25 protein-coding genes, 1 pseudogene and 1 riboswitch are annotated in these 24352 nt (G+C 34.0%); of the genes and pseudogenes, 13 read left to right on the forward strand and 13 right to left on the reverse strand.

Annotated elements, in window-relative coordinates:
* The first annotated feature begins 68 nt into the window (after positions 1 to 68).
* The 8 genes from GA0061074_RS00925 to GA0061074_RS00960 all read left to right on the forward strand — a co-directional run bounded on the left by GA0061074_RS00925 (position 69) and on the right by GA0061074_RS00960 (position 8005).
* A complete protein-coding gene (locus tag GA0061074_RS00925; RefSeq protein WP_240005840.1) occupies positions 69 to 965 on the forward strand; it encodes an ADP-ribosylglycohydrolase family protein in 897 nt (298 codons plus the stop codon).
* A gap of 66 nt (positions 966 to 1031) precedes the next feature.
* Positions 1032 to 1979 (forward strand): AEC family transporter, encoded by a 948-nt coding sequence (locus tag GA0061074_RS00930; RefSeq protein WP_092461231.1) that lies wholly within the window; start codon positions 1032 to 1034, stop codon positions 1977 to 1979.
* Between the two features lie 180 nt (positions 1980 to 2159).
* Positions 2160 to 3578 carry a Sapep family Mn(2+)-dependent dipeptidase gene (locus GA0061074_RS00935; protein ID WP_092461232.1) on the forward strand — a complete coding sequence of 473 codons (1419 nt, stop codon included), beginning with the start codon at positions 2160 to 2162 and terminating at the stop codon, positions 3576 to 3578.
* Between the two features lie 47 nt (positions 3579 to 3625).
* Positions 3626 to 3723: riboswitch (TPP riboswitch) on the forward strand.
* Positions 3724 to 3793: 70 nt separating this feature from the next.
* Entirely contained in the window at positions 3794 to 4609 is an 816-nt protein-coding gene (gene thiD, locus GA0061074_RS00940; RefSeq protein WP_092461233.1) for a bifunctional hydroxymethylpyrimidine kinase/phosphomethylpyrimidine kinase, read from the forward strand.
* A complete protein-coding gene (locus tag GA0061074_RS00945; RefSeq protein WP_092461234.1) occupies positions 4609 to 5229 on the forward strand; it encodes a TenA family protein in 621 nt (206 codons plus the stop codon). Before thiD ends, GA0061074_RS00945 begins: the two co-directional genes overlap by 1 nt.
* Positions 5230 to 5285: 56 nt before the next feature.
* Positions 5286 to 5585 carry an MTH1187 family thiamine-binding protein gene (locus tag GA0061074_RS00950; protein ID WP_092461235.1) on the forward strand — a complete coding sequence of 100 codons (300 nt, stop codon included), beginning with the start codon at positions 5286 to 5288 and terminating at the stop codon, positions 5583 to 5585.
* 201 nt (positions 5586 to 5786) lie between these two features.
* Complete coding sequence (locus tag GA0061074_RS00955; RefSeq protein ID WP_092461236.1) at positions 5787 to 7064, forward strand: OFA family MFS transporter; 1278 nt, start codon at positions 5787 to 5789, stop codon at positions 7062 to 7064.
* A 140-nt stretch (positions 7065 to 7204) separates the two neighbouring features.
* Positions 7205 to 8005 (forward strand): TraX family protein, encoded by an 801-nt coding sequence (locus GA0061074_RS00960; protein WP_092461237.1) that lies wholly within the window; start codon positions 7205 to 7207, stop codon positions 8003 to 8005.
* Positions 8006 to 8078: 73 nt separating this feature from the next.
* Here GA0061074_RS00960 and GA0061074_RS00965 read toward each other — a convergent pair whose 3' ends face one another.
* On the reverse strand, positions 8079 to 9764 hold the full coding sequence (locus GA0061074_RS00965; protein ID WP_092461238.1) for a glycoside hydrolase family 13 protein: 1686 nt from the start codon (positions 9762 to 9764) through the stop codon (positions 8079 to 8081).
* A gap of 63 nt (positions 9765 to 9827) precedes the next feature.
* On the reverse strand, positions 9828 to 11201 hold the full coding sequence (locus tag GA0061074_RS00970) for an SLC45 family MFS transporter (protein WP_092461239.1): 1374 nt from the start codon (positions 11199 to 11201) through the stop codon (positions 9828 to 9830).
* A 199-nt stretch (positions 11202 to 11400) separates the two neighbouring features.
* Between GA0061074_RS00970 and GA0061074_RS00975 the strand changes: the two genes are divergently transcribed.
* Together GA0061074_RS00975 and GA0061074_RS00980 are read left to right on the forward strand one after the other, a co-directional pair.
* The gene (locus GA0061074_RS00975) at positions 11401 to 12402 is read left to right on the forward strand and encodes a LacI family DNA-binding transcriptional regulator (RefSeq protein WP_092461240.1); all 1002 of its coding nucleotides are present in this window, start codon (positions 11401 to 11403) and stop codon (positions 12400 to 12402) included.
* 21 nt (positions 12403 to 12423) lie between these two features.
* Positions 12424 to 13416, forward strand: coding sequence for an MFS transporter (locus GA0061074_RS00980; protein WP_240005839.1), 993 nt, complete (start codon positions 12424 to 12426; stop codon positions 13414 to 13416).
* A 744-nt stretch (positions 13417 to 14160) separates the two neighbouring features.
* Here GA0061074_RS00980 and GA0061074_RS00985 read toward each other — a convergent pair.
* Positions 14161 to 14598, reverse strand: a pseudogene (locus tag GA0061074_RS00985) (IS30 family transposase); the annotation flags it as partial.
* Positions 14599 to 14692: 94 nt separating this feature from the next.
* Positions 14693 to 15253: a helix-turn-helix domain-containing protein gene (locus GA0061074_RS00990; RefSeq protein WP_092461242.1), complete on the reverse strand. Its 561-nt coding sequence runs from the start codon at positions 15251 to 15253 to the stop codon at positions 14693 to 14695.
* 103 nt (positions 15254 to 15356) lie between these two features.
* On the opposite strand from GA0061074_RS00990, the gene GA0061074_RS00995 reads away from it, so the two are divergent.
* From GA0061074_RS00995 to GA0061074_RS01005, 3 genes are all read left to right on the forward strand, one after another.
* Positions 15357 to 16064 (forward strand): AzlC family ABC transporter permease, encoded by a 708-nt coding sequence (locus GA0061074_RS00995; RefSeq protein ID WP_092461243.1) that lies wholly within the window; start codon positions 15357 to 15359, stop codon positions 16062 to 16064.
* Positions 16051 to 16377 (forward strand): AzlD domain-containing protein, encoded by a 327-nt coding sequence (locus GA0061074_RS01000; RefSeq protein ID WP_092461244.1) that lies wholly within the window; start codon positions 16051 to 16053, stop codon positions 16375 to 16377. Before GA0061074_RS00995 ends, GA0061074_RS01000 begins: the two co-directional genes overlap by 14 nt.
* Before the next feature lie 940 nt (positions 16378 to 17317).
* A complete protein-coding gene (locus GA0061074_RS01005; protein WP_092461245.1) occupies positions 17318 to 17845 on the forward strand; it encodes a GNAT family N-acetyltransferase in 528 nt (175 codons plus the stop codon).
* Between the two features lie 562 nt (positions 17846 to 18407).
* On the opposite strand, the gene GA0061074_RS01010 is transcribed toward GA0061074_RS01005, so the two are convergent.
* From GA0061074_RS01010 to GA0061074_RS01050, 9 genes are all read right to left on the reverse strand, one after another.
* Positions 18408 to 18761: a hypothetical protein gene (locus GA0061074_RS01010; RefSeq protein WP_092461246.1), complete on the reverse strand. Its 354-nt coding sequence runs from the start codon at positions 18759 to 18761 to the stop codon at positions 18408 to 18410.
* Positions 18754 to 19104: a TetR/AcrR family transcriptional regulator gene (locus tag GA0061074_RS01015; protein ID WP_159426630.1), complete on the reverse strand. Its 351-nt coding sequence runs from the start codon at positions 19102 to 19104 to the stop codon at positions 18754 to 18756. Before GA0061074_RS01015 ends, GA0061074_RS01010 begins: the two co-directional genes overlap by 8 nt.
* 259 nt (positions 19105 to 19363) lie before the next feature.
* Positions 19364 to 20173, reverse strand: a complete 810-nt coding sequence (locus GA0061074_RS01020) for an alpha/beta hydrolase (RefSeq protein ID WP_092461248.1) — start codon at positions 20171 to 20173, stop codon at positions 19364 to 19366.
* 142 nt (positions 20174 to 20315) lie between these two features.
* Positions 20316 to 21314 (reverse strand): LacI family DNA-binding transcriptional regulator, encoded by a 999-nt coding sequence (locus GA0061074_RS01025; RefSeq protein ID WP_159426631.1) that lies wholly within the window; start codon positions 21312 to 21314, stop codon positions 20316 to 20318.
* A 270-nt stretch (positions 21315 to 21584) separates the two neighbouring features.
* Positions 21585 to 22292, reverse strand: coding sequence for a DUF975 family protein (locus GA0061074_RS01030; protein WP_092461250.1), 708 nt, complete (start codon positions 22290 to 22292; stop codon positions 21585 to 21587).
* A gap of 32 nt (positions 22293 to 22324) precedes the next feature.
* Positions 22325 to 22531, reverse strand: a complete 207-nt coding sequence (locus GA0061074_RS01035; protein ID WP_092461251.1) for a helix-turn-helix domain-containing protein — start codon at positions 22529 to 22531, stop codon at positions 22325 to 22327.
* A 12-nt stretch (positions 22532 to 22543) separates the two neighbouring features.
* Positions 22544 to 23107: a DUF2975 domain-containing protein gene (locus GA0061074_RS01040; protein ID WP_092461252.1), complete on the reverse strand. Its 564-nt coding sequence runs from the start codon at positions 23105 to 23107 to the stop codon at positions 22544 to 22546.
* Positions 23108 to 23317: 210 nt separating this feature from the next.
* Positions 23318 to 23749 (reverse strand): GNAT family N-acetyltransferase, encoded by a 432-nt coding sequence (locus tag GA0061074_RS01045; RefSeq protein ID WP_092461253.1) that lies wholly within the window; start codon positions 23747 to 23749, stop codon positions 23318 to 23320.
* 17 nt (positions 23750 to 23766) lie between these two features.
* Complete coding sequence (locus GA0061074_RS01050; protein WP_092461254.1) at positions 23767 to 24192, reverse strand: MarR family winged helix-turn-helix transcriptional regulator; 426 nt, start codon at positions 24190 to 24192, stop codon at positions 23767 to 23769.
* Positions 24193 to 24352: the final 160 nt, after the last annotated feature.

The following is a 24352-nucleotide window of genomic DNA, read 5'->3' on the forward strand; positions in this document are numbered from 1 at the left end:
TTCATAGGTCATTTGCCAATAGTTTACATGAGTGTTACAATAAAAATCTTGAAAGGATGGCACATTACATGGTTTTACCGTATAATCCCCTGAATAATAGTACACTAGGTTTGGTTACTGGTGATTTAATGGGACAACAAGTTGAAGGTCATGGTACATCTTGGAGTGGCGACTCTGCGTTGACTTTGGCAACAATTAGCAGTTTGTCATATGGTTATAATCTCACTGACTTGATGGATCGATATTTAGATTGGTACCGTTCTGGTGAATATAATAACCAAGATGAACGTCCAAAAAATGTTGGCGAAACTACTTTTTTTGCTTTAAATAAATATGCACACACCAAAGACCCGTTCAATTCCGGCGGCCGTGATATATCTGACAATGGTAACGGCGCTCTAATGCACATCACACCCGTAATCTTGTATCTTCGCGCTAAATATGGTGAAGATTTTATTCTACATGATCCAGCCATGCTGGTTTTACATCAAGTTACTGGGTTAACGCACAATCATCCCCAATCATTGATTGCCAGTGGTATTTACGCCTTGATTGTCAATAATCTATTGCAAAATATTCCACCTGTGGAAGCAGTTGATTTAGCAGTCAGCAGCTCTTATGAATATTACGCACAACACAAAATTTTTGCTGATCACCTATCAGCATTTCAAGGCCTAAACAAACCTGATTTAAAGAGTGTTGCAATAACATCGTTGCAGACCTCAGGGTACGTTGTAGACACATTAGAGGCATCAATCTGGGTTGTTTTAAACAGCAATACTTTTGCCGAAGCATTATCGCTTGCTAAATCATTACCTGGCGAACCACATCGCGTTATGCCACTGGTAGGTGCATTAGCAGGCGTACTATACCATCAAGAAGTCGTTGATGATATCGATGAGAACACATTTGAACCCGTACTGAAGGTTCTTAAAATAGCTGAACAGAGTCATAATTTCAATTAATAATGTTGTAAAGATGGCGTTAAAACCATCTTTTTTTATTTGTAGGAAGAAGGTATTAATAATCTAATGGACGCATTAGTTAGCAGTATTACCGGTGTTTTAATGATTTTAGGATTAGTTGCCCTTGGTTTTTTACTGGTTAAGGGGGGCGTATTTAATGATGACGATGGGCGCATCAGTAACTTTTTATCTGGTTTTATCACCAAAGTTGCGATGCCTGCTTACTTAATCGTACATATTCCAGAAGACTTTACGCCTAAAACACTATTAGCAATGGGGAGCAATTTATTTTTCCCGGTTGCTAGCATGCTATTATTACTAGTTTTGTCATTTTTTATTGTTAGATTAATCAACGTTGATCCAAAACATAGAGGGTTATTTCAATCATTATTGTTTAATTCAAATACAATTACAGTCGGATTACCCGTTAATATGGCGTTATTTGGTACGAAAAGTTTGCCATATATTTTGATCTATTATATGGCTAACACAACCATTTTTTGGACTATTGGTGTTTATATGATTTCGATTGACGGTAACCATGATAAGCACTTTAATTGGCGTGAAACGTTATCAGGAATTTTCAATCCGCCAATGATTGCTTTAGTAATTTCATTAATCTTCGTCTTCTTAAACGTTAAATTACCTGCCTTTTTAATTACAGATTTAACCGAATTAGGAGATACCAACGTACCACTAGCATTAATCTTTATTGGTTTTGCCATTGCAAAAACACCGCGCAAAGATCTATTACCTAATTTGGAAACCGTAACGTTGTCTTTGAGTCGTTTTGTATTGGCACCGGTCACAATGGCATTAATCATGATACCATTTGACTTGCCAACGTTATTAAAACAAGTCTTCATTGTGCAGGCAGCAATGCCCGCAATGACCAATGCAGCAATTATGGCGTTACATTATAATGCTGATTATAAATTTGCATCAATTACAATTACACAAACAACATTATTAATGTTAATAGTCATTCCAATTCTTATGTTTATAATTTCATAACCAAAATTAAAACCGCAATTGTCTGTTTATTTAGGCAATTGCGGTTTTTTATATACAAAAATAAATGTATATAAAGATGATTTATGTATATTTATATCTTTATAACGTTTTATATTGCATATTTTTACAATGATTGTTATTATAATACTAATTTAATTAAACACTTTGGGGGATATTTTTATGGACACAATACAAACGCAACCTTACTATACAGATTGGTTAGAAGATTTAAAAAAGTTACTCGCTATACCGTCAGTTCGTGACGATACTGTTGCATCCCCAGAGGCACCTTATGGACCCGGCCCAAAAGCTGCTTTAGATTTTATGATGTCGCTTGCTGAACGTGATGGATTTGAAACTAAGGGAACAGTTGGTAATCGCGCCGGTTATATTTATATTGGACCAGAAGACGATAATGAACCAATTGGTGTCATTGTCCACGTTGATGTTGTGCCGGTAAATGATCGTGATCAATGGTTAACAGAACCATTTACACCAACGATTAAATCAGATAATCGTTTGTATGCACGTGGTGCCGACGACATGAAATCAGCTGTCATGCTAACATATTATGCCATTAAAGCTCTTAAAGATGCCAAAATGCCATTGAAGCACCAAATTCGCTTTATTATTGGTACCGATGAAGAAAGTGAATGGGCCGATATGCATCAGTACTTTGATGAAGAAGGTGCTTTAGAATACGGCTTTTCTCCTGATGGTTCAGCTGATCTATCATATGGTGAAAAGGGCATTAGCCAATTAGATTTGTATTTTGATTCTTCAAATGACGATAATAGTACGATTCAATTATTAAATTTCCATAGTGGTGTTGCCACCAATGTATTGCCTGGCTTTGCAACAGCAACAGTTACCGGCCTTGACGTAGACTCTGTAAAGTCATCATATAATGAATATCTCAAACAAGCAGATGTTACTGGTAACATTGACGTACTAGATGATCAAGTGACATTTAACTTACAAGGAATCGCAACGCATGCTGCACGACCTGAAACAGGTAAAAATGCTGCGACATATTTAGCTAACTTTTTAAGTACTTTTAATTTCAGTGAGAACGCAGCTAAGTTCTTACAATTCATCGGCCAAACTTTGCATCAAGATCCCTTTGGTGAACATTCAGGATACGGTAAGTCAGAACCTAAATTAGGTAAAACTAGCCAAAATATTGGTATTACTGATTTTATTGCAACCAAGCAAGGTCATATCAATTTAAACTTCCGTTATTCATTAGCGTTCGACGAATCAGAGACAATCAACCAACTATTACAAAATGAACCATGGTTATCAAATATTGTACGTGATCCAGCAGGATTAGTACCTCACTATGTTGGCGCAGATAATAAGTTGGTAACTTTATTGGCCGAAGCATATAAATCAGTTACCGGTCAGCTACCAGAGCAAGGTATCAATGGTGGAGCGTCATTTGGCCGTTTGATGCCCAATGGTGTAGGATTTGGCATTATTCCAACAAGTGAACCTTCGCAAGCACACATGGCTAATGAGTCGTTTAATTTAGATAATTACGATACAGGTATGCGCGCATTAATTACTGAAATCGTCGCATTATCAGATAATTTATAATTAATATTGACCACTGCTTAAAGCCATGCCATAATTAAAACAGTTAAATAATTTACTAGGGGAGCGTCATGCTGAGACGATTTGTTATCGGACCCTTTGAACCTGCTTAGTTAGTACTAGCGAAGGAAAGTAATGGTAAAATGCGATTCAAAACACAGAAACCAGATATTTCCGGTTTCTGTGTTTTTTTATTGTCATATATTTGGGAGGAAGTCATGATAGAGGTACCACAAGTAATTACAATTGCATCAATTGATTCTAGCGGAGGGGCAGGAATAAATGCTGATTTAAAGACCTTTCATAATCAAAAAGTATACGCAGCAACAATTGTTGTCGGTTTAACTGCTCAAAATACGTATGGTGTCCAGGATCAGTATGCAATTCCAACAACATTTATTAGTGAACAATTTAAGAGTATTGCCGATGATTTAGACATCAAAGCAGCTAAAACAGGTGCTTTACTAGATGCACAACGTGTTCATACCGTTGCCAAAGAGTGGCAAATATATCAACTAGGTAAATTGATTATCGATCCCGTTATGGTTGCTAAAGGTGGGGCACACTTATTAAGTGATGACGCAATCACAACCATGATTAATGAATTAATTCCGCAAGCATTCTTAATCACGCCTAATTTACCTGAAGCCGAAGTACTTGTTAATCACCAAATTGTAACAGATGACGATGTTAAAAAGGCGGCTACCAAAATTCAAAGCATGGGAGTGAAAAATGTTTTGATTAAAGGGGGCCATCGTGCTGATTCTGAAAATAATTATGCAGATTATATGCTCTATGAAGATGGTTCTTTTGAATGGTTAGTTATGCCTGGAATTGAAACAAACAGAACACATGGTACTGGTGATACACTATCAGCCTTTATTACAGCCAATTTAGCCAAAGGTTATGCTTTGAAAGCAATTATGCCACACGCTAAGAAATTCACTTATGAAGCTATCCGTCAGACAATCAATGTTGGTCATGGTCATGGACCGCTAAATCATTGGGTAGAGACGACCATGGAGAATGACTAATGGACTTTCATGATTATTTATTAAAACAATCCGAGCCAATACTAAAAGAAATCTATCAATCACCATTCGTCAAAGGAATTGGCTTTGATAACTTATCACAGCAACAGCGTGATTATTACGTTGCCCAGGATACTTATTATACAGATATGTTTAGTCATCTTTTTGATTTAACGACTGATAAATTGACATCTCGCCAACAGGCGGACCAGCCGCAATCTTTAGATGAATCATTGGCCCACGATGCCTTACTTGCAAGCCCGAATATGCTTAATATACCGCCAGATGATCATAATTTAGCCTACCTAAATCATATGAAAACAGCTATTACAAATGGCGATGCAACTAACGCCATGTTGGCATTATTACCATGTACCGAATCTTACCATTTCATTGGTAAGCACTATTTAAAAACGACACAACATAATACTTATTTACCTTGGCTAGAATATTATTCTAGTCCTGCATATCAGGCTTTTACACAGTGGAGTTGGCAAGTAGTTGATGCTCAAAATCCAAATTGGCAAAATTTAGCGTCAGATATTAAAAAACAATATCTACACACTTATTTAACCTCTTATCAGTATGAATTATCATTTTGGGAGCATGCAGCACAACAATAAATTCATAAATGAATGATATAATGACAGTAGATACACTAATAAGGAGAGTATATACGATGAATACATTAATTTCAGTAGCAATTGCACCATTCGGTGTTGGTGATGAATTAAGCAGTTATGTTAATGACATCATTGGTGTTATTGAGGAATCTGGTTTAACCTACAAAACAACAGCAATGGGTACGGAAATTGAAGGTGAGTGGACTGATGTGATGAACACAGTTCAAAAGGCAATTCAAACGTTAACCGATAAGGGCATTCGAGCATACGTTTCATTAAACGCTGATATTCGTCCTGGTCACACAAACACAATTGAAACAAAGCTTCAAAAACTTGATCACAAATTAGAAGGTTAGGTTATATACCATTCAAATAGTAAACGTAGAAAATAATTATTTTCTACGCTTTTTATATGCATAATATTACAATATAATTACATTTCCTGTTTTTTATGCATTTCTTATGGACAAATCCCAAAAGTGGGATTATATTAATATGTGCAAACGCTTACACAAAGCGCTATACATCATTATTTTAAGGTTTTAGGAGAATTTATTATGCAAACCGCAACATCGTTACCAAAGGGACAGCCAAAAGTTGTTAACCGTTGGCTTGTCATCCTTGGTACTATTTTTGTGCAATTAGGTGTGGGAACTTTTTATGCATGGAGTATTTTTAATACCCCAATTTTACAAATGTTTGATCAATTAGTTATTGATGCTAAAACAGGAAATCCTGCAGCGGTACAACCTCATTTGGGTTCAATTTCACTTATTTTTTCAATTGGTGCGCTATCGTTGTCACTATCAACAATTTTTGTTGGTACACTGGTTAAAAAATTTGGTGTTCGTAAAGTTACCATTACGGCAGGAATTGTCTTTGGTTTAGCAACAATTATTGCTTCACGTGTTAATTCTGCAGAGCAATTATGGCTATACTATGCCTCTGTTGGTATCATGTTAGGTGCTGCTGACGGAATTGCCTATATGGCAACTCTTTCAAATGCTATTAAGTGGTTCCCAGAGAAAACTGGATTAATTTCTGGTATTTCAGTTGCTTTCTATGGACTAGGTTCATTTGTTTTTAAATATATTGATTCAGCTATTTTAGGAAATAACCTTGTTCATAACTTACCTTATGCATTGATTGGCTGGGGTGTTTTGTCAATGCTATTAATTGTTGGTGGTGCAATGCTTATTCACGATGCGCCTGACGTTGAGACAGATAATGCCATCGATGATCCAACACATCACGAATTCACAACACGTGAAATGCTTCGTACACCACAAGCTTATCTACTATTTATTGCCTTGTTAACAATTTCTTTGTCAGTTTACCTAACTGGAATCGCAGCTAACTTGGGAACCAATCTAGCTGGACTTGACATTGCGCAAGCAACTAATATTGTTGCGTTGGTTGCCATCGCTAATACAATTGGTCGTTTCGTAATTGGTTCATTATCAGATAAATTTGGTCGTAAGCCAATGTTTATGCTTTCATACATTGTGACATTTATTGCCGTTGCTACACTAGCATTTAGCAGTCACTTAAGTGTTCCTGTATTTTATGCAGCAATGATGGCCGTTGGATTCTTCTTTGGTGGTACAATTACCGTTTATCCAACAATGGCTGGTGATTACTTTGGTCTAAAGAATCACAGTCAAAACTATTCTTTGATTTATCAAGGATTTGGTTTTGGAAGTCTAGCAGGTGCCGTTATCTTATCACTAGCAGGTGGAAACTTATCCGTTGTCTTTAATGTTTACCTTGTTATGTTAATTGTTTCATTACTAATTTGGGTATTTATTAAGAAGCCAGTTTACCATCATAACTAAATATTTTATGTACGTTAAAAAATTAGCTACCTTTTCACATGAAAAGGTAGCTTTTTTAATGCTATTTTTTGTATAATATCATTTGTGATAAAAGTTAATAACATTTAACATTTTGAACGATATTGAAGAGGAGAGTTTTTATGTCAGAGCAAATTACAAAAAATCGCTTTTTATCATTTTCAACTTTTGATATAAAAGTTATTGGATTAGTTTTAATGGTTATCGATCATTTCCATCAAACATTTACACCGTTAGGAGCTCCTGGATGGCTTGATTGGTTTGGTCGGCCAGTTGCAACATTATTCTTTTTTACAACGGTTGTTGGTTTTTCATATACACACAGTAAAAAGGCTTACATGATACGTTTATACATTAGTATGGCTGTTATGGCCATTCTAATGAACTTAACACAGCAAATTATCGGCTTTGAGCAAGTACAATTAATTAATAATATTTTCCGTGATTTGTTTATTGGAACGATTTTTATGGCTGGTGTTGATCAATCTGAAAAAGTTAAGCAAGGCCAGAAGGGTAAGCATATTGCACTTGGAATCTTGCTATTCTTAGTACCATTTTTACTTTCATTAATTATGATGCCACTACTAGGCTCAGCAGGTTCAATGTCTGCTGGTAAATCATTGTTTATGCAACTATTACTAGCGCTTAATCCAGCTATTTTATTGGCAGAAAATGGGTTGATGGTCTTATTAATTCCAGTATTATACATCTTCCGTAATGTTCGTTGGGCACAACTATTAAGCATCGCCGTTGTGGCACTTATTTACGGCTTGATGGGCATGACACAATGGATGATGATCTTTGCTATTATCCCAATTGCTTTATACAGTGGGGCAAAGGGACGTGGTATGAAGTATTTCTTCTACATTTTCTATCCAGCACACATCATTATTCTATATGCAATTGCCGCATGGCTTTATTAATAATTTAACTACGCTAAAAAGGAAGCAGTACAAGACGTTTTATCTTGTACTGCTTCCTTTTATTTATATATAACTATTTTGTATAACGGTAAACTTTTGCTTCGAATGGACGCAAAGTTGAACCTTGATCATCCTTGTAATTACTGATCAATACTTCGGCATTTTCAGGGACATCATACTCACGAATTTGTTCGTTTTCTGTAAAGTTATTAATAACCAGTAGCTCTTCGTCATCACCAACACGCTTGTAAGTGTAAACTTCAGCATCTTCTGGATCCAACAATTGGTAGTGACCTGTTGTAATAATTGGTAGTTCATGACGTAATTGAATCAACTTTTGATAGTAGTAGAACACTGAATCTTCATCAGCTAACGCAGCTTCAACGTTAATAGTGTCAAAGTTGTCGTTCATCTTCAACCAAGGTGTAGCATCAGTAAAGCCTGCGTTCTTACCGTCATTCCACTGCATTGGGGTACGTGCATTATCACGACCCTTGTAGTGAACGTAGCGTAGCAAGGTATCATCATCAATCAAGTGTTCCTTGTTAACTAGGTACTCACGAGCATTCAAGATTTCAATATCATTAAAATCATCCCAACCTAAGTTGTAAGCATTTGTCATACCAATTTCTTCACCTTGATAAATGTAAGGTGTTCCTTGCATAAAGTGTAGAAGGGTACCAACCATCTTAGCTGATACAACACGGAATTCAGGCTTATCGCTACCATAACGACTAACCGCACGTGGCTGATCATGGTTATCCCAGTATAGAGAATTCCATGCGTTACCATCTAACTCGTATTGCCACTTACTTAAGTTTTCTTTCAACTTAGGTAGTGATACACGTTGATCGTACCATTTACCTAAGGCGCTATCAGGGTTTCCGTCCAATTCAACATGTTCGAATTGAAAAACCATGTTCAATTCTTTTCCATCAAGTGAAGCATAATCTTTAGCATTCTTAATATCAGTACCTGAGGCTTCACCAACTGTCATAATATCAGCATTATTCAATACCTTATCACGCATTTCTTGCAAGTATTCGTGAACATGAGGACCATTAGCAACGGCAAAGTTTGAGTTACCATAAACGTCACCTTCAGGAACTTTACCATCTGGTAAACCATCTGGCTTAGAAATTAATGAAATAACATCCATACGGAAACCATCAATTCCCTTATCAACCCACCAGTTCATCATGTCCCAAATCGTATCACGTAACTTTGGATTCTCCCAATTCAAATCAGGTTGTCCCTCAGCGAATAGGTGAAGGTAGTATTGACCAGACTCTTCATCAAACTTCCAAGCAGGACCTGAGAAGAATGAACCCCAATTATTTGGTTCATGACCATCAACAGGATCACGCCAAATATAAAAGTCACGCTTGTCACTATCTTTACTTGAACGGCTTTCAATAAACCATTGGTGTTGGTCAGATGAGTGGTTAACCACCAAATCCATTACAATTTTTAGACCACGATCATGTGCTGCTGCAAGTAGGTGATCAAATTGTTCCATATCACCAAATTCAGGATTAATGCTTTGATAATCAGAAATATCGTACCCATTATCCTTATTAGGTGACTCATAAACAGGGTTCAACCAGATAACATCAGCACCAAGCTTTTTAACATAATCTAAATGTTGTTCAACACCCTTCAAATCACCGATACCATCATTATTGGTATCTTGGAATGAGCGAGGGTAGATTTGATAAACAACGGCTTTTTGCCACCACTTAATATTTTCTTCTGTCATTATGACCTCCTATAAAATAACTTTACTAACAACACTATTTTTACATAAATAGTTTCTTAAACATTAAACGTCATCACGAACAATCCAAATCGTTACACTAGCGATGAAGAAGGCAATCGCAGCGATGATAAACATCTTAGCCATTGAACCGCCAAGTGCTGGCAAAATCAAGAAACTAACAGATGATGCCACGATTTGTGGAATACAAATAAAGCAATTAAACAAACCAAGCACAACACCATCATGCTTACCATCCAAAGCATTTGTCAAAATGGTAAATGGAATTGTGATAATCGCAATCCAACCAATTCCAAACAACGCAAAGGCGATAATAGAAGACAACTTAGTTGTTCCAAATGCAATCATTAAGAATCCAATACCACCCAAAATCAAACTTACAGTGTAAGCTGGACGACGAGTCTTCTTAGTCAAACGAGCAAAGAGTAGTCCAACGAAAATGGCAACAACTGAGTAAACGGCTTGAACAATTCCGAACCAGTTACCAGCTTCTTGATAACCAGCTGATGCTGGATCAGTTACATGCCAAATATTTTCAGCCAAAGCACCAGTAGAGTAGGTCCACATATATGGAATAGCAAACCAAACGAAGAATTCAACAATACCTAGTAACCAGAATACCTTTGGTGCACTACGCAAAACATTCATAATTGATGCTTTTTCGTGTTGTTCTTCCTTAGTAATGTTATGGTACTTAGCCATTTCTTCCGGCGTGTATTCCTTAACATTCTTAATCGTAAAGATGGCAGATAATGCCAAAATAATTGCAGAAGCATAGAATGAAATCTTAACAGACATTGGTACTTCACCACGTGGTGCAGTATTGGCAATACCTGAAGCAGTCAAGATGAATGGGAAGACGAAGGCAACCAAACTACCTAAACTACCCCAAACGTTTTGCATTGACCACAATGAATTTGATTGCTTCTCATTAGCCATATCAGGAATAATCATCTTGAATGGTTGTTGAGAAACATTTGATGCCAAATCCATAAATAATACGGTAACGGCACCAAACCAAAGTGCTGCTGCTGATCCAAAACCAAAGCCAAGTGATCCAGCATTTGGCAAAAGCAACATAACAATAAATGATACTAAGGTACCACCGATTAGATAAGGCATACGACGACCAAGTTTTGGTATCCATGTTTTATCAGAGAAATAACCTACTAGTGGTTGCATAATCATTCCTGCCAAAGGTGGTAGGATGAAGAAGAACCCTAAATTATTTGGATCCGCACCAATCGTTTGAAAGATACGACCCATACTTCCGGTCTGCATTGAAAAGGCAATCTGAGTTCCAAAATATCCAAATGTCATCATAAACATTTGTAATTTTGAAAGATCAGGTAACCGATGTTTAACAGACTGTGCCACAGTATTTTGTGACCCATTTACATCATTTGTTTGTTTATCCATTAAAAAAACCCCTCACAATTATAAAAGCTACAAAATCTCAAAACGTTTTATGGAAACGTTTACGCAATATATTGTAAGCGTTTCCACAAATGATGTCAACCGCAAATTTATTTTATAAATCATTGACCTATCTGACGACTTTTCTATTCAAGTCAGTGTATAATAATACCAATAACATTAGTTAATATAGGAGTTACATATGGCAGTTACACTAAAAGATGTTGCACAGGCAGCAAATTTATCAGTTGCGTCTGTATCAAGAATTCTCACTAATCGAGGTCGCTACAGTGAAAATACTGCAAAGCGGGTAAGACAACTTGCCCAAGAAATGGGGTACTTTAAAAATCAAAGTGCAGCAGACTTAGCAAGTAAAACTAGTCGCGCTGTAGGGGTTGTTGTGCCATTAATTCACACAACTTTTGGTGATGAAGTTATTAAAGGATTATATGAAGCGACCATGTCGTCAGGCTACGAATTACTAATTACATATATCGATGACGATGAAAAACATCAAACACAAGTTTTTAACACTTTATTAACTCGACAGGTGGGTGCTGTGTTCTTGTTGTCACTTGATATTCCTGAATGGCTAATGAATCAATTAGCGGCCGAAAACGTTACAGTTATCTCGCTAACTACCATTTTGAATGACCGTATTTCTGCAGTGACATCAAACGAATTTACAATGATGGACACTTTAGTAGATTATCTAACGAAAAAAGGGCACACTAATATTGCATTAATTGGGGATACAAAATTGACGACAAACATTTCGAGTGTTCGTCGTCGCAATTTTATTGAGTCAATGAAACAGCACCAGTTAACTATCGAAAATGCGTTTTTCTATGGGGAAGACCACAGTTATGAAACAGGGTACCGCAGTGTCACAGAGGGGTATGACATCGATGCATTACCATTTACTGCCGTTATAGCTACAGCTGATCTTGTCGGTATTGGTCTCGTTAATGCTTTGACTGATGCCAATAAAAATGTACCAAAAGACCTTTCAATTACGACAATTGATGGTATGAAATTAACTGAAATTAGTCGACCAGGGTTAACAACGATTCAACAAAATTTCACGGAAATTGGGCGGATTGCCATGAATTTGTTTATTGAAAATAACATCGATAAACAGCAGAAAATTATTTATGTTCCTACCAAACTGGTTGAACGTGAAAGTGTCGCAACAATTAAATAATTATACAAAAAGGGGGAGTTAATGATTTCAATACTACTACCAGTCATATACATCACTTTTATTAGTCTAGGGCTACCTGATTCACTAATTGGATCTGCGTGGCCAGTTATGCACGAAAGTTTAAATGTACCCATCTCATATGCTGGAATTATTACTATGACAATTTCAGTTGGTACCGTAATTTCTAGTCTTTCATCTGGTTTTTTAATTAAAAAATTCCGTGCTAGCACAATTACATCTGTCAGTGTTCTTTTGACTGCAGTTGCATTAATTGGTTTTTCTCTAACGAATTCATTTATGATGATTTGGTTATTAGCATTGCCATACGGCTTAGGTGCTGGTGCAATTGATGCGACATTAAATAACTATGTTGCAATTCATTACGCATCTAAACATATGAGTTGGTTACATGCTTTTTGGGGAATCGGCGCTTCGTTGAGTCCATACATCATGGGATTTGCACTAACTAACCAACATAATTGGCAATTAGGTTACAAGATAATTGGAATTATTCAGCTTATTATCACGATCATTATCGTAGTTAGTTTCCCACAATGGCGTAAAGCAGAACATACACGACAAGAAACCTCTTCAATGGATGATTTAGAAGAATCTATCACAGCTGCAACGAGTCAGTCCATACGTAAAACTACGGGTGTCATACCAGCATTGTTAACGTTTATTGCATATGCTGCCGTTGAGCAAACTAGTGGCTTATGGGCAAGTACTTTTTTTGTTTCATCACGTCATATTAGTGTTGATATTGCAGCAATGTTTGCATCTTTATTTTATATTGGTATCACCATTGGTCGCTTAGCATCAGGCTTTGTCGCCGATTATTTTACTGATAAACAACTGATTCGTTTTGGCATGCTTGGTGCCTTGTTTGGGACAATATTGTTATTCATCCCGTTACAAGCTACCGCATTAATTGGTTTGCTGATCATTGGTCTTGGATGTGCACCAATTTTCCCATCACTAATCCACGCAACGCCAACAACATTCGGTACGTAAAACTCTCAGTCGATTATGGGATTACAAATGGCTAGCAGCTACTTAGGAACAACGTTTTTGCCGCCATTATTTGGAATTATTAGTGGTCATTTATCAACAAACTATTTTCCGTTATATATTTTAATATTCGTGATTATTATGATTATGACTAACTATAAGATCCCGTTCAATCGATTTGCGAGCAAATAGGCTATAACAAAATAATATAAAAAAATGATTATACTTGGTTGGTATAATCATTTTTTTATTGAGAATTACTAATAAAGACAAAAACTTTTATTAAAAATACACTAGCTTGTAAATTGCTATAGATCGCTATAAATAGTGATGAATGAAAGGGGTTATTAATCAAAATAGCGGGTAAAATATTCGCCCATAAAAACACACTTATTCTAGTTTACATAATATATATTATCAAAAGTCATAAACCGCAAAGTATTGTCAAGTATTTAACGCAACTCATGTAATTTTGACAGTTTTTTTACGCTTATAAAGTCTGATTTGCTAGTATTCAACCAACTTTTTAACAATTTAATGACATTCTACAATTTTTCACGATAAATTTGTGCTTTTTACATTAATTTAGTCACCAGCTTCAATATATCGTACTTAAATTAGCAAAATTAAAAATTATTGTATCTTTTTATATTTTTTAAGCACACAAAAACCAGCCTCATTATGCTGTTTTTAAAAAATAGCTTTATCAGGATTTTGCAACGATATTTGTTAAACAACGGTTAACTTTCATGCAGTTACTTGTAAACGCCTTGTTGCCCGTTTAAACAGATAATTTGGGGATTTCTGACTCTTAACGGCATGTGTCAGCGGTTTACCATTAATCTCGTTAATCACTTGATTAACTTGTTGCTGCGTGACATCACTAAACTGTGTTCCTTTTGGGAAATACCATCTAGCCCGTAAGTTTCGATTAGTCCGTTCATTAGTGGCTCGTTCGTATGGTGCATAAGTATTGGCGACGTATAAATCTCCTAAATAACACAAAATAAACTTCACCACACGACTATTCACAAATTCATACCCATTATCACATGTGATTGATTTCACATAATGGCCATGCCGGCGTTTAAATTGACTAAGCACTCTTGGATTTCGCTTTATAGCTACTTGATAACGTGTTTTACGTTCAACAAAGGTAATTAATAAGGATCCCTGGTGATTTTTACCTTAAACCCCGTTCTTTTTCGCCAACTAAATTTATTATATATGAAGCCAACAAATCTACCATACAGCACTTTCAATACTCTTTACAGTAATATTAATAATGATTCATCATAGCAATGACTAGCATATCTACGCCTGTATTTTTATAAACATGTTCCTTGGTTGCATCAAAAGAAATAGCTTCATCCTGATTTATAACAAAACACTTATCACCAACCGTTAAAGTTAGTTCACCTTTAATAACTAATAAATACTCTTCTGCTTTGGAACTCGGTCCTATTGACGAATGCCCCACTGAATGATGGCTTTGACCAATATCTAACTCTACCTGAAATAATTCAAAGTTTCTTTGTTCATTACTTTGAAAATAACAAAAAATTCGATAACAATTATTATCAGATGTTTGCATAATTGTCTGATTTTTTTGAATTACTTCAGAAAAATCATCACTTGTATTCATCAATTCCGTATAAGATACGTTAAGTCCTGAACTAATTTTCCAAATAGTATTGATAGTTGGGTTCGTTGTTTGCTTCTCAATTTGAGATAATACACTTTTACTAATTCCAGAAAGTTCAGCTAATTTATTAATACTTAACTTTTTTTCCTGTCTAATTCTTATTAAATTGTTTGCAATGACTCTATTAATATCCATAGCAATACTCCAAACTATTATTAACATTTACTTTTCGTTCTTTATATTATACAATATGTTCATTTAAAAGAACAATAAAACGGATATTTAAGGAAGAGTTATTATGAGCAATTTTTTAGATTCAAAAACTGCATTTAAAGAAACATTACCAACTGTTTTAGGATATATTGGAATTAGCGCTGCATTTGGCATCATTGCACAATCATCTGGATTGAGTGTTTTACTTATTTTACTAATCTCAATCATTGATTATGCGGGAGCCGCACAATTTGTGATAGTAACAATGCTATTATCGCATAGTCCCTTTCTGTCAATTGTTCTATCTGTTTTTTTAGTTAATTCTCGATTAATTCTAATGAGCACCACACTGACACCATATTTTAAAAATGAATCATTAATGAAGAACATTTTTATTGGTACTTTTCTAACTGATGAAAGTTTTGCTTTAGGAATGAATAAACTAAATTACACTAATAATAAATTAAGTTTTACCTGGTTCAATAGCGTAAATTTAGTATCATATGTAACTTGGGTAATCGGCACTTTTATTGGCGCTACATTAGGCAGCTTAATTACCCATCCTGAAAAATTAGGCCTTAACTTTGCCATTACAGCTATGTTTATTGGTTTATTGTATTTGCAAATGATTTCCGATCAGTCAATTAAATTCAATATTCAATTGGTGGTCATACTTATAACCCTTATTATGGTTTATATTGGGCTAATATTTATTCCTGCAAATTTGGTCATATTATTAACAACGGTTATTGTATGTTATTTAGGGACGGTGATTAAACATGCCTTCAAATAAATTTATCATCATCACAATTATTGGTTGTGGTATTGTCACATGGTTATCAAGAATTTTACCCTTAGTGATTTTAAAACATATTAACTTATCAAAAAAAGTGGTTGAGTTTCTTAATTTCGTACCCATTGCTATCATGGCAAGTTTATGGTTTGAAAGTTTGTTTATCCAACACATTGGTCATTTACCTTCAATTAATTATCCTAATTTATTAGCTTCTATTCCTACAGTTTTAAGTGCTATTCTTACTAAAAATCTATTAGTTATCGTATTTGTTGGTGTATTAACACTTAGCTTAATTAATATATTAATGTGAAAATATGCAGCTATATATCATATTTGAAACAACATTCATATATAATCGGAAAACAGAAAGTCTATTCGCTAATTGGTACTAATAGCTGAATTATTTAATTGAATAGCCTAACTTAAGCAGCTGAATTTTTAAAATTTCGCTGCTTTTTGCGTGTAGTTTATGAGTAGAAGCCGTCTTTAAGGATAAAATGGCACATATTAAATTTTCTGCAGGTCCACCGTTTATTGATGCTTTGCTTTAAAGTCAATGACGCCTTTAGGTTCACCATTTACTAGGTCGCGTTTCTGATAAAATTTTCGCATACCAAATGCGCATATTGAGATGGTCCGTATCTTGGCGCACGGCGCCAAACCAAACGACATCGTCAGGACCTTACACTAAAGGTTGTGGACCACCTTTTGCAAATAAATAGTACACAATATGTTGTTCATACGAATTCATCATTAATTGTCAAACTAACATAAGAATTACTTATAGTACTAACTATAAAAGCTCCATTTTCAAATTTAAAATATGCACCCTTCTTTAATGTTTGGTTAGCAATTTTATTATCGTTTTTATCTGTTACAACGAGTGGTCATACTGGAATATAATTGTTATAGTTAATAGGTTTCAAAGCAATCCTATTTCAACAACATACAATTTACCATTAACTTTGACTAAAGTATCAACACGATGCATCCAGTGATTTTTACAAATTGCCCAGACCGGAATCATTTTTATGAGAAGTGAACTTTACAGTAATTGAAAAGCCATATATTCATGAACATACGCCCCACATTGATATGCAATTAATTAAATAGAATTTTAAATTCTTAATTCGATTATAAATAGTTTTTTATAGATAAACAATAAATAAACATTAAATTATCGTATAATTTATAATATACTAGTAAGGTCCAAATTTAAAATAAATGGAAAAGTACAGTGGGAGGTTTGCATGCTGGAAATTAGAACATTGAACAAAAATGATAAAAAAGCTTTTTTTAAGTATGTTCAAGCTTGTTTGAATGATAATACTAAATTTGGTGTCTTCGCCAAAGAAAGATACGAAAATTTTGATTTCGATAAATTTGACGACTTTTGTGATGAATTAGAACTTGATGCCAAGAATCCTGTTGATCCTAAAAAATCTAGACAAGTAGCTTATTTTGGCTTTGAAAATAACGTAATAGTTGGGAGCATCAGATGTAGGCTAGATATTGAAAAAGAAGATTTGCTACAATTTGGTGGGCATATTGGTTATGATGTACCCGAATATGCTAGAGGAAACCATGTATCAGAAAAACTTTGTCAGTTTGCTTTTGATAAATATCGCGAAAATAATGTAAAAAGAGTTCTTTTAGTTATAGATGAAGACAATTATGCTAGTAGGCATGTTGCTGAAAAATTCAATGGCACGATAGAAAATTGGGTATATGAACCAGATGACAATGCCAAGGTTGCACGATACTGGATTGAATTATAATATAAATTTTAAATCATAGACCCCTATACTTTTAGCGTAAAAATAAAAATTTACGCTTTTTATTTTGTTTTTTTCACAAACAAAAAAGCACCAGTAAAATACCGGCGTAACGTATTGCCTGAGCCACCTTTATGACTCCCTGACCAAACTTCATACCGCCTAAAATCTCCGTATTCATACTTTTAGCAACCCGGTTACCGCCAGAATTTAATAGTAGAACCATCGCAATAATTATTCACGGCCATTACAATACTGATGGCCATTCTTTGTATCCAATATCCTAGATGTCTAACTACATGTTCGAATTAATAACTCAGTGTTTTTAACTCTTAACCACATTGTTATTAATTTTATCCAATTAACTTATTTTTGCGTAACAACACTAAAGTATGTTCTTTTAGAAAAAACATCATCTTGCTCGTGAGTTATCCAATTATACTGCTCATTAAATAGAACGAATTCTAATTGCCCTTACCAGACAAAAAAAATTTACCTAATACAATAAAAATGGCCGTAGAATGCGTTTCTAAACAGTTAAATATATAGCACTTTTTACCTTATCTTATCTACTAATTAGATTATTTATATAATCTGTCCATTCCCTTGCATGATCCACACCAAGAACAAGACGAGTGTATTTTTCGTCTTTTAGCTGGATAACTATAGGTGTTTCTTTTCTACTGACATTCCAAAAATGTTTTTCCCCATCCTTTGTCCAAGTGCCACTCCATTTATTGGGTATTTCAAGGCCAGGACCTCGAAAACCTTTGTTTGTATTAAGAATCGTGTTATCGATGGTTGCTCCTAAAATATGATTCAATGGAATTTCTATCTTATCCTTAAATGACCACATTTTATCTAATCCTTGTGGTATAACAGTGAGTCTATTATCTTTAATTTCAATTTTATTATCCATCTTTTCCCTCTCCTTCAGATAAAATTTTTGCTCTGTCAATTAGTCGATCTCCTAATAGTTTTGAGACAGAAGCACCATTTTTTGAATAAAAGAAATACCAGTTTCTGAGAAATTTTCTTAATTTATAATCTCTTGGCGACAACTCCAAAAAACCAATCAGCAATAAATCTAAAGTGGCAGATTCCTGAGGGTTTCTATTTAAATACTCTTTTAGAGAAAGTTCAAACATCGTTCGTTTGCTCCCAAATTCGCGATATAAACTCCCTCTTAAAAGTCCAGTTTCCTTTTCCAAATCATCAAGAGAAGTCGCTTCATAACCATTTTCAATAAATACTGTTCCCATATCAAATAAGACCTGTTTAATATCATAATTCTTTTTTCTTCCCATAAACTAAATATAATATATTTAACTGATTAGTCAAATATATTACACTTTCTACGTATGAGACTTATTACTCGAACATTTATTACTACCTACAATCCTACACAAACAAACTAAGGTAGACATTCGAATCCATCTAAAAAACAGACTTTTAAGGTGTATCCTCAAAAGTCTGTTTTCTTCCTCGTTTATTTATATAGTGACGCAAACAATGTTGTTATTAAGTTAAACGTCTATTAATCCAATCTATACATGTTGGAAACCACTTTGCAACATTTGGAACTATATTATCAGAATCAAGTAGCTTAGCCGAAGCACGTGTGGCAAGCGAAAGTCCATGCCGACCAGATTCATAAATATGTGCTTCAAAACCTATCTGACATTTTGATAAACCTTCGCAGTATTTTAATGTATTAATAACGGGTACGGTCGCATCATCAGCTGTGTGCCAAATAAATGTGTCAGTAGTTGAAGAATTAATTTTATCAATAGCATCATATTCTTTCGTATCGGAAATTGGAAAATCAAACTGATTCCTATTTTTTGGCCAACCCAGCTCAAAATTAGTTACTGGATAACAAAGGATTGTTCCTTTGGGTTTATAGTTCACTTGCTTATTCTGATCTTTAAAATCTGACCAACTTGAAGAATAAGAAGCTGCCAAATGACCACCAGCTGAGAAACCTAAAACAAAAATATTGTTCAAATCAATTTGCCAATCTTTACTATTTTGATGAATGATTTCAAAAATTTTGGCAACCTGTAACAAATTATGATGTAAGAAATTCTCTTTGAAACCGTCTTGCATAACCGTGTAATTTAACACAATTGCTTGAAAACCTTGTGACATAAATGCAAGTGCAACCGGCTCTGATTCTCTTGAAGCAATGAAATCATAGCCACCACCTGGACAGATAATAACTGTAGGTAACGGCTTATTTTCAATCGATGGATTTTCTTTCAAAAAAACATCAATTGAGCTTGTAAACTTAGAATCATTTATGTGCAACGGTATATTAATAGTTTTCATCTTTTTATCCCCTATCCTCATTTTAAAAAAACTAAGTTTACAAAATGTTTGTAATGAAAAATATACATATATCAAGAATGTTAATAACAAACACACTTAATGCTTGAAATGATTAGTCAATTTATTTACATAAACAATCCGTTCAATTTAAAGTGCGCGTTGTATCGCCTTGTCGAAAAGAAACAGGAATGATGACATCATCGACCTGTTCCCCTTGCATTAAGGTCAATAAACTATCAACTGCCGTAAAAGCCAGCATTTTTGCGGATTGTTTTATTGTAGATATTGGTGAAGGTATCCCTTCTAATATGTTGAAACCATCAAATCCTACAATTTGTACATCTTCAGGAACTACAATCGAAGTCCCTTTTAATTTATCGATCAATTGATACGCAATTTCGTCATTAACACAAAATATGCCATCAATGCTCTCTATATTAGTAATTACCCGATCTAAGAGATATTGGCTTTCTAAAGAATCTTCAGGACATTCATAAATTTGGATGTCTACATCGTACTTTTTAGCTTCCTCTATAAAGCCTCTTTTTCTTTCCGTAGTATTATTAGGAAAAGGTGCAATCTTACCAACATAAGCCAATTTTTTAGCACTTCGTTTGCTTAACTCATCAAAAGCGATTTTACCCCCATGAAAATTATCCGAAGTTATCGTTGCCACATGATCATATTTTTGCGTATCAAAATATCTATCAATACTAACAAAAGGAATTTTACTAGATAAGTATGGCTCAATATCATTATAAGTAATCCCTACCATGCCATCGACTTTATTTTCTTTGGCCATTTTCAAAAATTTTAATTCACTAACTGAGTCACTTTGATTATTAGAAAGTAACATGCTATATCCATAAGCATCTAACCTTTTTTCAAAATAAAAAGCAAATTCAGAGAAAAAAGGATGCCAAATAAATGGGATACTTAACGCAACCATGTGCGTTGAATTATTTTTAAGAGCTTGCGCAACTTTATTTGGTTGATAACCTAAAGTTTCCATAGCAAGCTGGACCCTTTCTAAAGTTGCCTGAGAAAAACCAGGTTTATTATTAATTACCCTTGATACAGTAGCTATTGAAACATTTGCGTATTTTGCTACATCTTTAATACTCGGTAAATTAGTAGTCAAGTGTATCACCTCACAATTTTTAGACACATTGTACTATATTAACTTACCATTATTAAATCATTATTTGTAGTATTTTCTAGTATAATGCCTCATCCTTTTATCAAAATAACTAACATAAGTTTGATGATTTAAATTTCTATAATACACGGAAGCAACTAGTAAACGTTATATGCACTAAAAAAACCTATAATTATCAGATAGGTAATCTAATAATTATAGGTTTTCTAGGTTTTCGTAGTACATTGTTATACGACTAAAACAATTGATTTACTAACCCTTATCAACTAAGCCATTATAGAAGTTAACTTTTGCTATTTGATAATATGGTCCTACCCAAATCACCAATAAACCAGCGGTTAGAATAACTAAAATCCACCAACCAATAAAGCTAAGCAATAATTTAAAGTATTGCCATTTATGACCGTTCATCAATGCACGACTTCTTGAAATTGCTTCAATATAACTGATTGATTCACCCTTATCCACAGCATCACGATAAATTAATATTGCTTGCGAATACGCCAATGACTTAACAATACCAGGAATAATCAGTAGCAATGTCCATAGTACAGTCCAGATAGTTTGTAAAATAAAAATCACTATTGCCCCAATGAAATAAGAACCATTAGAAAAAATCGTTCCCCATTTTCTAACAGGTTGTGTATAATCTTCACGGCCTCTAACTGCATCAAGCACAACAAACAAGATACCGCTTGTAATAATACTAAATACAAGCACCGCAGTCATTGATAATGGAGAACTGCTTAAATTATTCGTGACCAACAAAGACTCAGCCTGCGAAGACGCATGATCCGTTAGCAATAGCCCTTTATAAATTGCCTCTAAATCCAACGCTATAAAATCTACAACATATTGTAAATAAAAAAAGATAAAATACGGTATAAATAGTATTAGAAAAAAACTAAAATGTTGCTTAAATAGTTTTTTTGCATTTATTTTAAATTGACGATTATTCATGGTCCAAACCCCTTTTCTAGGTAATATACAGGTTATTCATCGGATTCATATTCAAACAAATCACCTGGCTGACACTCCAACACTTGGCATAATTTATTTAAAGTAGAAAAACGAATACCTTTTGCCTTTCCTGTTTTCAGAATTGATAAATTAGCAGGCGTAATTCCAATTCGTTCGGCTAATTCTTTTCCCGATATATGTTTCTTTAACATCATAAAATCCAATTTTGTTAAAATCATATCTTTCTCCAACTAAACAAATTCATTATTTTCAATTTTCAGTTTCATACCTGAATCAAACACCTGATAAACAACGTATAAAATAACAACAAATAATAATTCTACGATCCATAATCCGACACTATCATTTCGTCGAATTGCTGATAAATGAAGATCATTAGCTGCAATGCAAGGATAAAGTATTACCAACTGAATCAAGTGTGTAATGACAGCTGTAGTTGAAGCCACAAGTAAACTCTTTATATAACGTAAGTTAATAGTTGTAAAATAGTTGCCTTGTTGAATACTGGTAATCAATTTTCTGATTACTGTCATGATAATAAAAAGCATGCTAATGATTATTAAATGAATTATAATCGTTACACTACTGAGAAGCTGTTGTCCTAAAGTATTAGGTGCAATGGCTCTTAAATAAAAAACAAAAAATCTACTATACATACTATCGCTAGCATAACTAATCGTTCGAACTAGCCAATAAATATTTTGTAAAGTTGCAACAATTAATAGCAGCTGAACTAACCATGTCAATACTTTAAAAATTGCTAACGATATGTTTTTAATCTTAATTTTTATCATTTATTTCTCCCACATTCAAAATAACTCTTTTTCGAATATAAATTATTGTAAAACGATAATTTGTTTTTGTAAAGCAATATATATGTTTTTAACTATCATACTCAATTACGGACAATTATATGCAATAAAACACGTAAATTTTATTGCACAACAATTAAAATTAAGGCATACAAAAAAGCCAGCAAAACTAGCTGACCTTACTTTAATTTATTATTTAACTAATTGCATATCAATATGTGGCGTGTGTTCATGAATATAAGGTTCACCGATTACTGTGAAGCCCCACTTCTCATAAAAACGTTGCACTTCCGTCTGAGCAATAATCTTAACCTTATCATTTTTAAATTCACTATTCAGTACATCAAAAATCTTTTCCATCAATTCATTTGCTAACCCATTTCCTCGCAAAGACTTTTTCACCCCAACTCTACCAAACACTGCTACATCATTTTCTTTAAATACACGTGCATACGCAATAACACGACCATCTTCCCAATTAAAAATATGTATTGCATGTTTATCAACTTCATCTACTTCTTGATAAATACGTTCCTGTTCAACAACAAAAATCGAAACTCTTAATCTCAAGATTTCAAAAAGTTCATCAGTTGTTAATTCCTCAAATTTTTTTATTTTCCACATAATTAATCCATCCTATTTCATCTTAATTTTTTTGATATTACATCCATTGCATTTAATGTCAACGCGATATCATGTTCTGACATATCTTCAAATAGATCAAAAATCTGTTTGTTAGATTCTAAATTAATAGTTTCTACTAATTCGAGCCCTGTTGGTGTTATTTCAATTAAATATTTTCTTTTATCTTTACTATCTCGTTTTGCTTCAACTAATCCTTTATCTTTGAATTTCTTTATAATACGACTAATATATGCTTTATCAACCCCGAGAAATTTAGCCACATCAGTTAATGTTTCAAGTGAATTTAGATAAATTTCTAATAATATTCTTGCTTCAGACCATGCTAATTCTGTACTAAAAATTTTTCGATCGAATACCCCTAAGTATTTAGTATATAAACGATTAAATTCTCGAATAGTAGATATTGAGTCCGGTAAGTTCATGCTAAGCGCTCCTTTAAATTCTAAATAATAATAAAATAATTAGTTGATAAAGTCAACTTTTTTAATTCACACCAAATTACTTTCCTAAATAAAAAGTTCTAGTCAATTCAATAAGCATACTTTTTGAATTTTTAGTACATCTTCGCTATCCGTTTATAGA

Source organism: Weissella bombi (assembly GCF_900094835.1).
Lineage (GTDB): Bacteria > Bacillota > Bacilli > Lactobacillales > Lactobacillaceae > Weissella > Weissella bombi.

Excerpts from the sequence above, each read along its gene's own strand:
- GA0061074_RS01030 (WP_092461250.1), bottom strand. The coding sequence starts at position 22,292 with ATGAATAATCGTCAATTTAAAATAAATGCAAAAAAACTATTTAAGCAA.
- GA0061074_RS01045 (WP_092461253.1), bottom strand. The coding sequence starts at position 23,749 with ATGTGGAAAATAAAAAAATTTGAGGAATTAACAACTGATGAACTTTTT.
- GA0061074_RS00980 (WP_240005839.1), top strand. The coding sequence starts at position 12,424 with ATGATTTCAATACTACTACCAGTCATATACATCACTTTTATTAGTCTA.
- GA0061074_RS01015 (WP_159426630.1), bottom strand. The coding sequence starts at position 19,104 with ATGGGAACAGTATTTATTGAAAATGGTTATGAAGCGACTTCTCTTGAT.
- GA0061074_RS00975 (WP_092461240.1), top strand. The coding sequence starts at position 11,401 with ATGGCAGTTACACTAAAAGATGTTGCACAGGCAGCAAATTTATCAGTT.
- GA0061074_RS01040 (WP_092461252.1), bottom strand. The coding sequence starts at position 23,107 with ATGATAAAAATTAAGATTAAAAACATATCGTTAGCAATTTTTAAAGTA.
- GA0061074_RS00995 (WP_092461243.1), top strand. The coding sequence starts at position 15,357 with ATGAGCAATTTTTTAGATTCAAAAACTGCATTTAAAGAAACATTACCA.
- GA0061074_RS00960 (WP_092461237.1), top strand. The coding sequence starts at position 7,205 with ATGTCAGAGCAAATTACAAAAAATCGCTTTTTATCATTTTCAACTTTT.
- GA0061074_RS00965 (WP_092461238.1), bottom strand. The coding sequence starts at position 9,764 with ATGACAGAAGAAAATATTAAGTGGTGGCAAAAAGCCGTTGTTTATCAA.
- GA0061074_RS00945 (WP_092461234.1), top strand. The coding sequence starts at position 4,609 with ATGGACTTTCATGATTATTTATTAAAACAATCCGAGCCAATACTAAAA.
- GA0061074_RS01005 (WP_092461245.1), top strand. The coding sequence starts at position 17,318 with ATGCTGGAAATTAGAACATTGAACAAAAATGATAAAAAAGCTTTTTTT.
- GA0061074_RS00935 (WP_092461232.1), top strand. The coding sequence starts at position 2,160 with ATGGACACAATACAAACGCAACCTTACTATACAGATTGGTTAGAAGAT.
- GA0061074_RS01035 (WP_092461251.1), bottom strand. The coding sequence starts at position 22,531 with ATGATTTTAACAAAATTGGATTTTATGATGTTAAAGAAACATATATCG.
- GA0061074_RS01000 (WP_092461244.1), top strand. The coding sequence starts at position 16,051 with ATGCCTTCAAATAAATTTATCATCATCACAATTATTGGTTGTGGTATT.
- GA0061074_RS00970 (WP_092461239.1), bottom strand. The coding sequence starts at position 11,201 with ATGGATAAACAAACAAATGATGTAAATGGGTCACAAAATACTGTGGCA.
- GA0061074_RS00950 (WP_092461235.1), top strand. The coding sequence starts at position 5,286 with ATGAATACATTAATTTCAGTAGCAATTGCACCATTCGGTGTTGGTGAT.
- GA0061074_RS00925 (WP_240005840.1), top strand. The coding sequence starts at position 69 with ATGGTTTTACCGTATAATCCCCTGAATAATAGTACACTAGGTTTGGTT.
- GA0061074_RS01010 (WP_092461246.1), bottom strand. The coding sequence starts at position 18,761 with ATGGATAATAAAATTGAAATTAAAGATAATAGACTCACTGTTATACCA.
- GA0061074_RS01050 (WP_092461254.1), bottom strand. The coding sequence starts at position 24,192 with ATGAACTTACCGGACTCAATATCTACTATTCGAGAATTTAATCGTTTA.
- GA0061074_RS00930 (WP_092461231.1), top strand. The coding sequence starts at position 1,032 with ATGGACGCATTAGTTAGCAGTATTACCGGTGTTTTAATGATTTTAGGA.
- GA0061074_RS00955 (WP_092461236.1), top strand. The coding sequence starts at position 5,787 with ATGCAAACCGCAACATCGTTACCAAAGGGACAGCCAAAAGTTGTTAAC.
- GA0061074_RS00990 (WP_092461242.1), bottom strand. The coding sequence starts at position 15,253 with ATGGATATTAATAGAGTCATTGCAAACAATTTAATAAGAATTAGACAG.
- GA0061074_RS01020 (WP_092461248.1), bottom strand. The coding sequence starts at position 20,173 with ATGAAAACTATTAATATACCGTTGCACATAAATGATTCTAAGTTTACA.
- thiD (WP_092461233.1), top strand. The coding sequence starts at position 3,794 with ATGATAGAGGTACCACAAGTAATTACAATTGCATCAATTGATTCTAGC.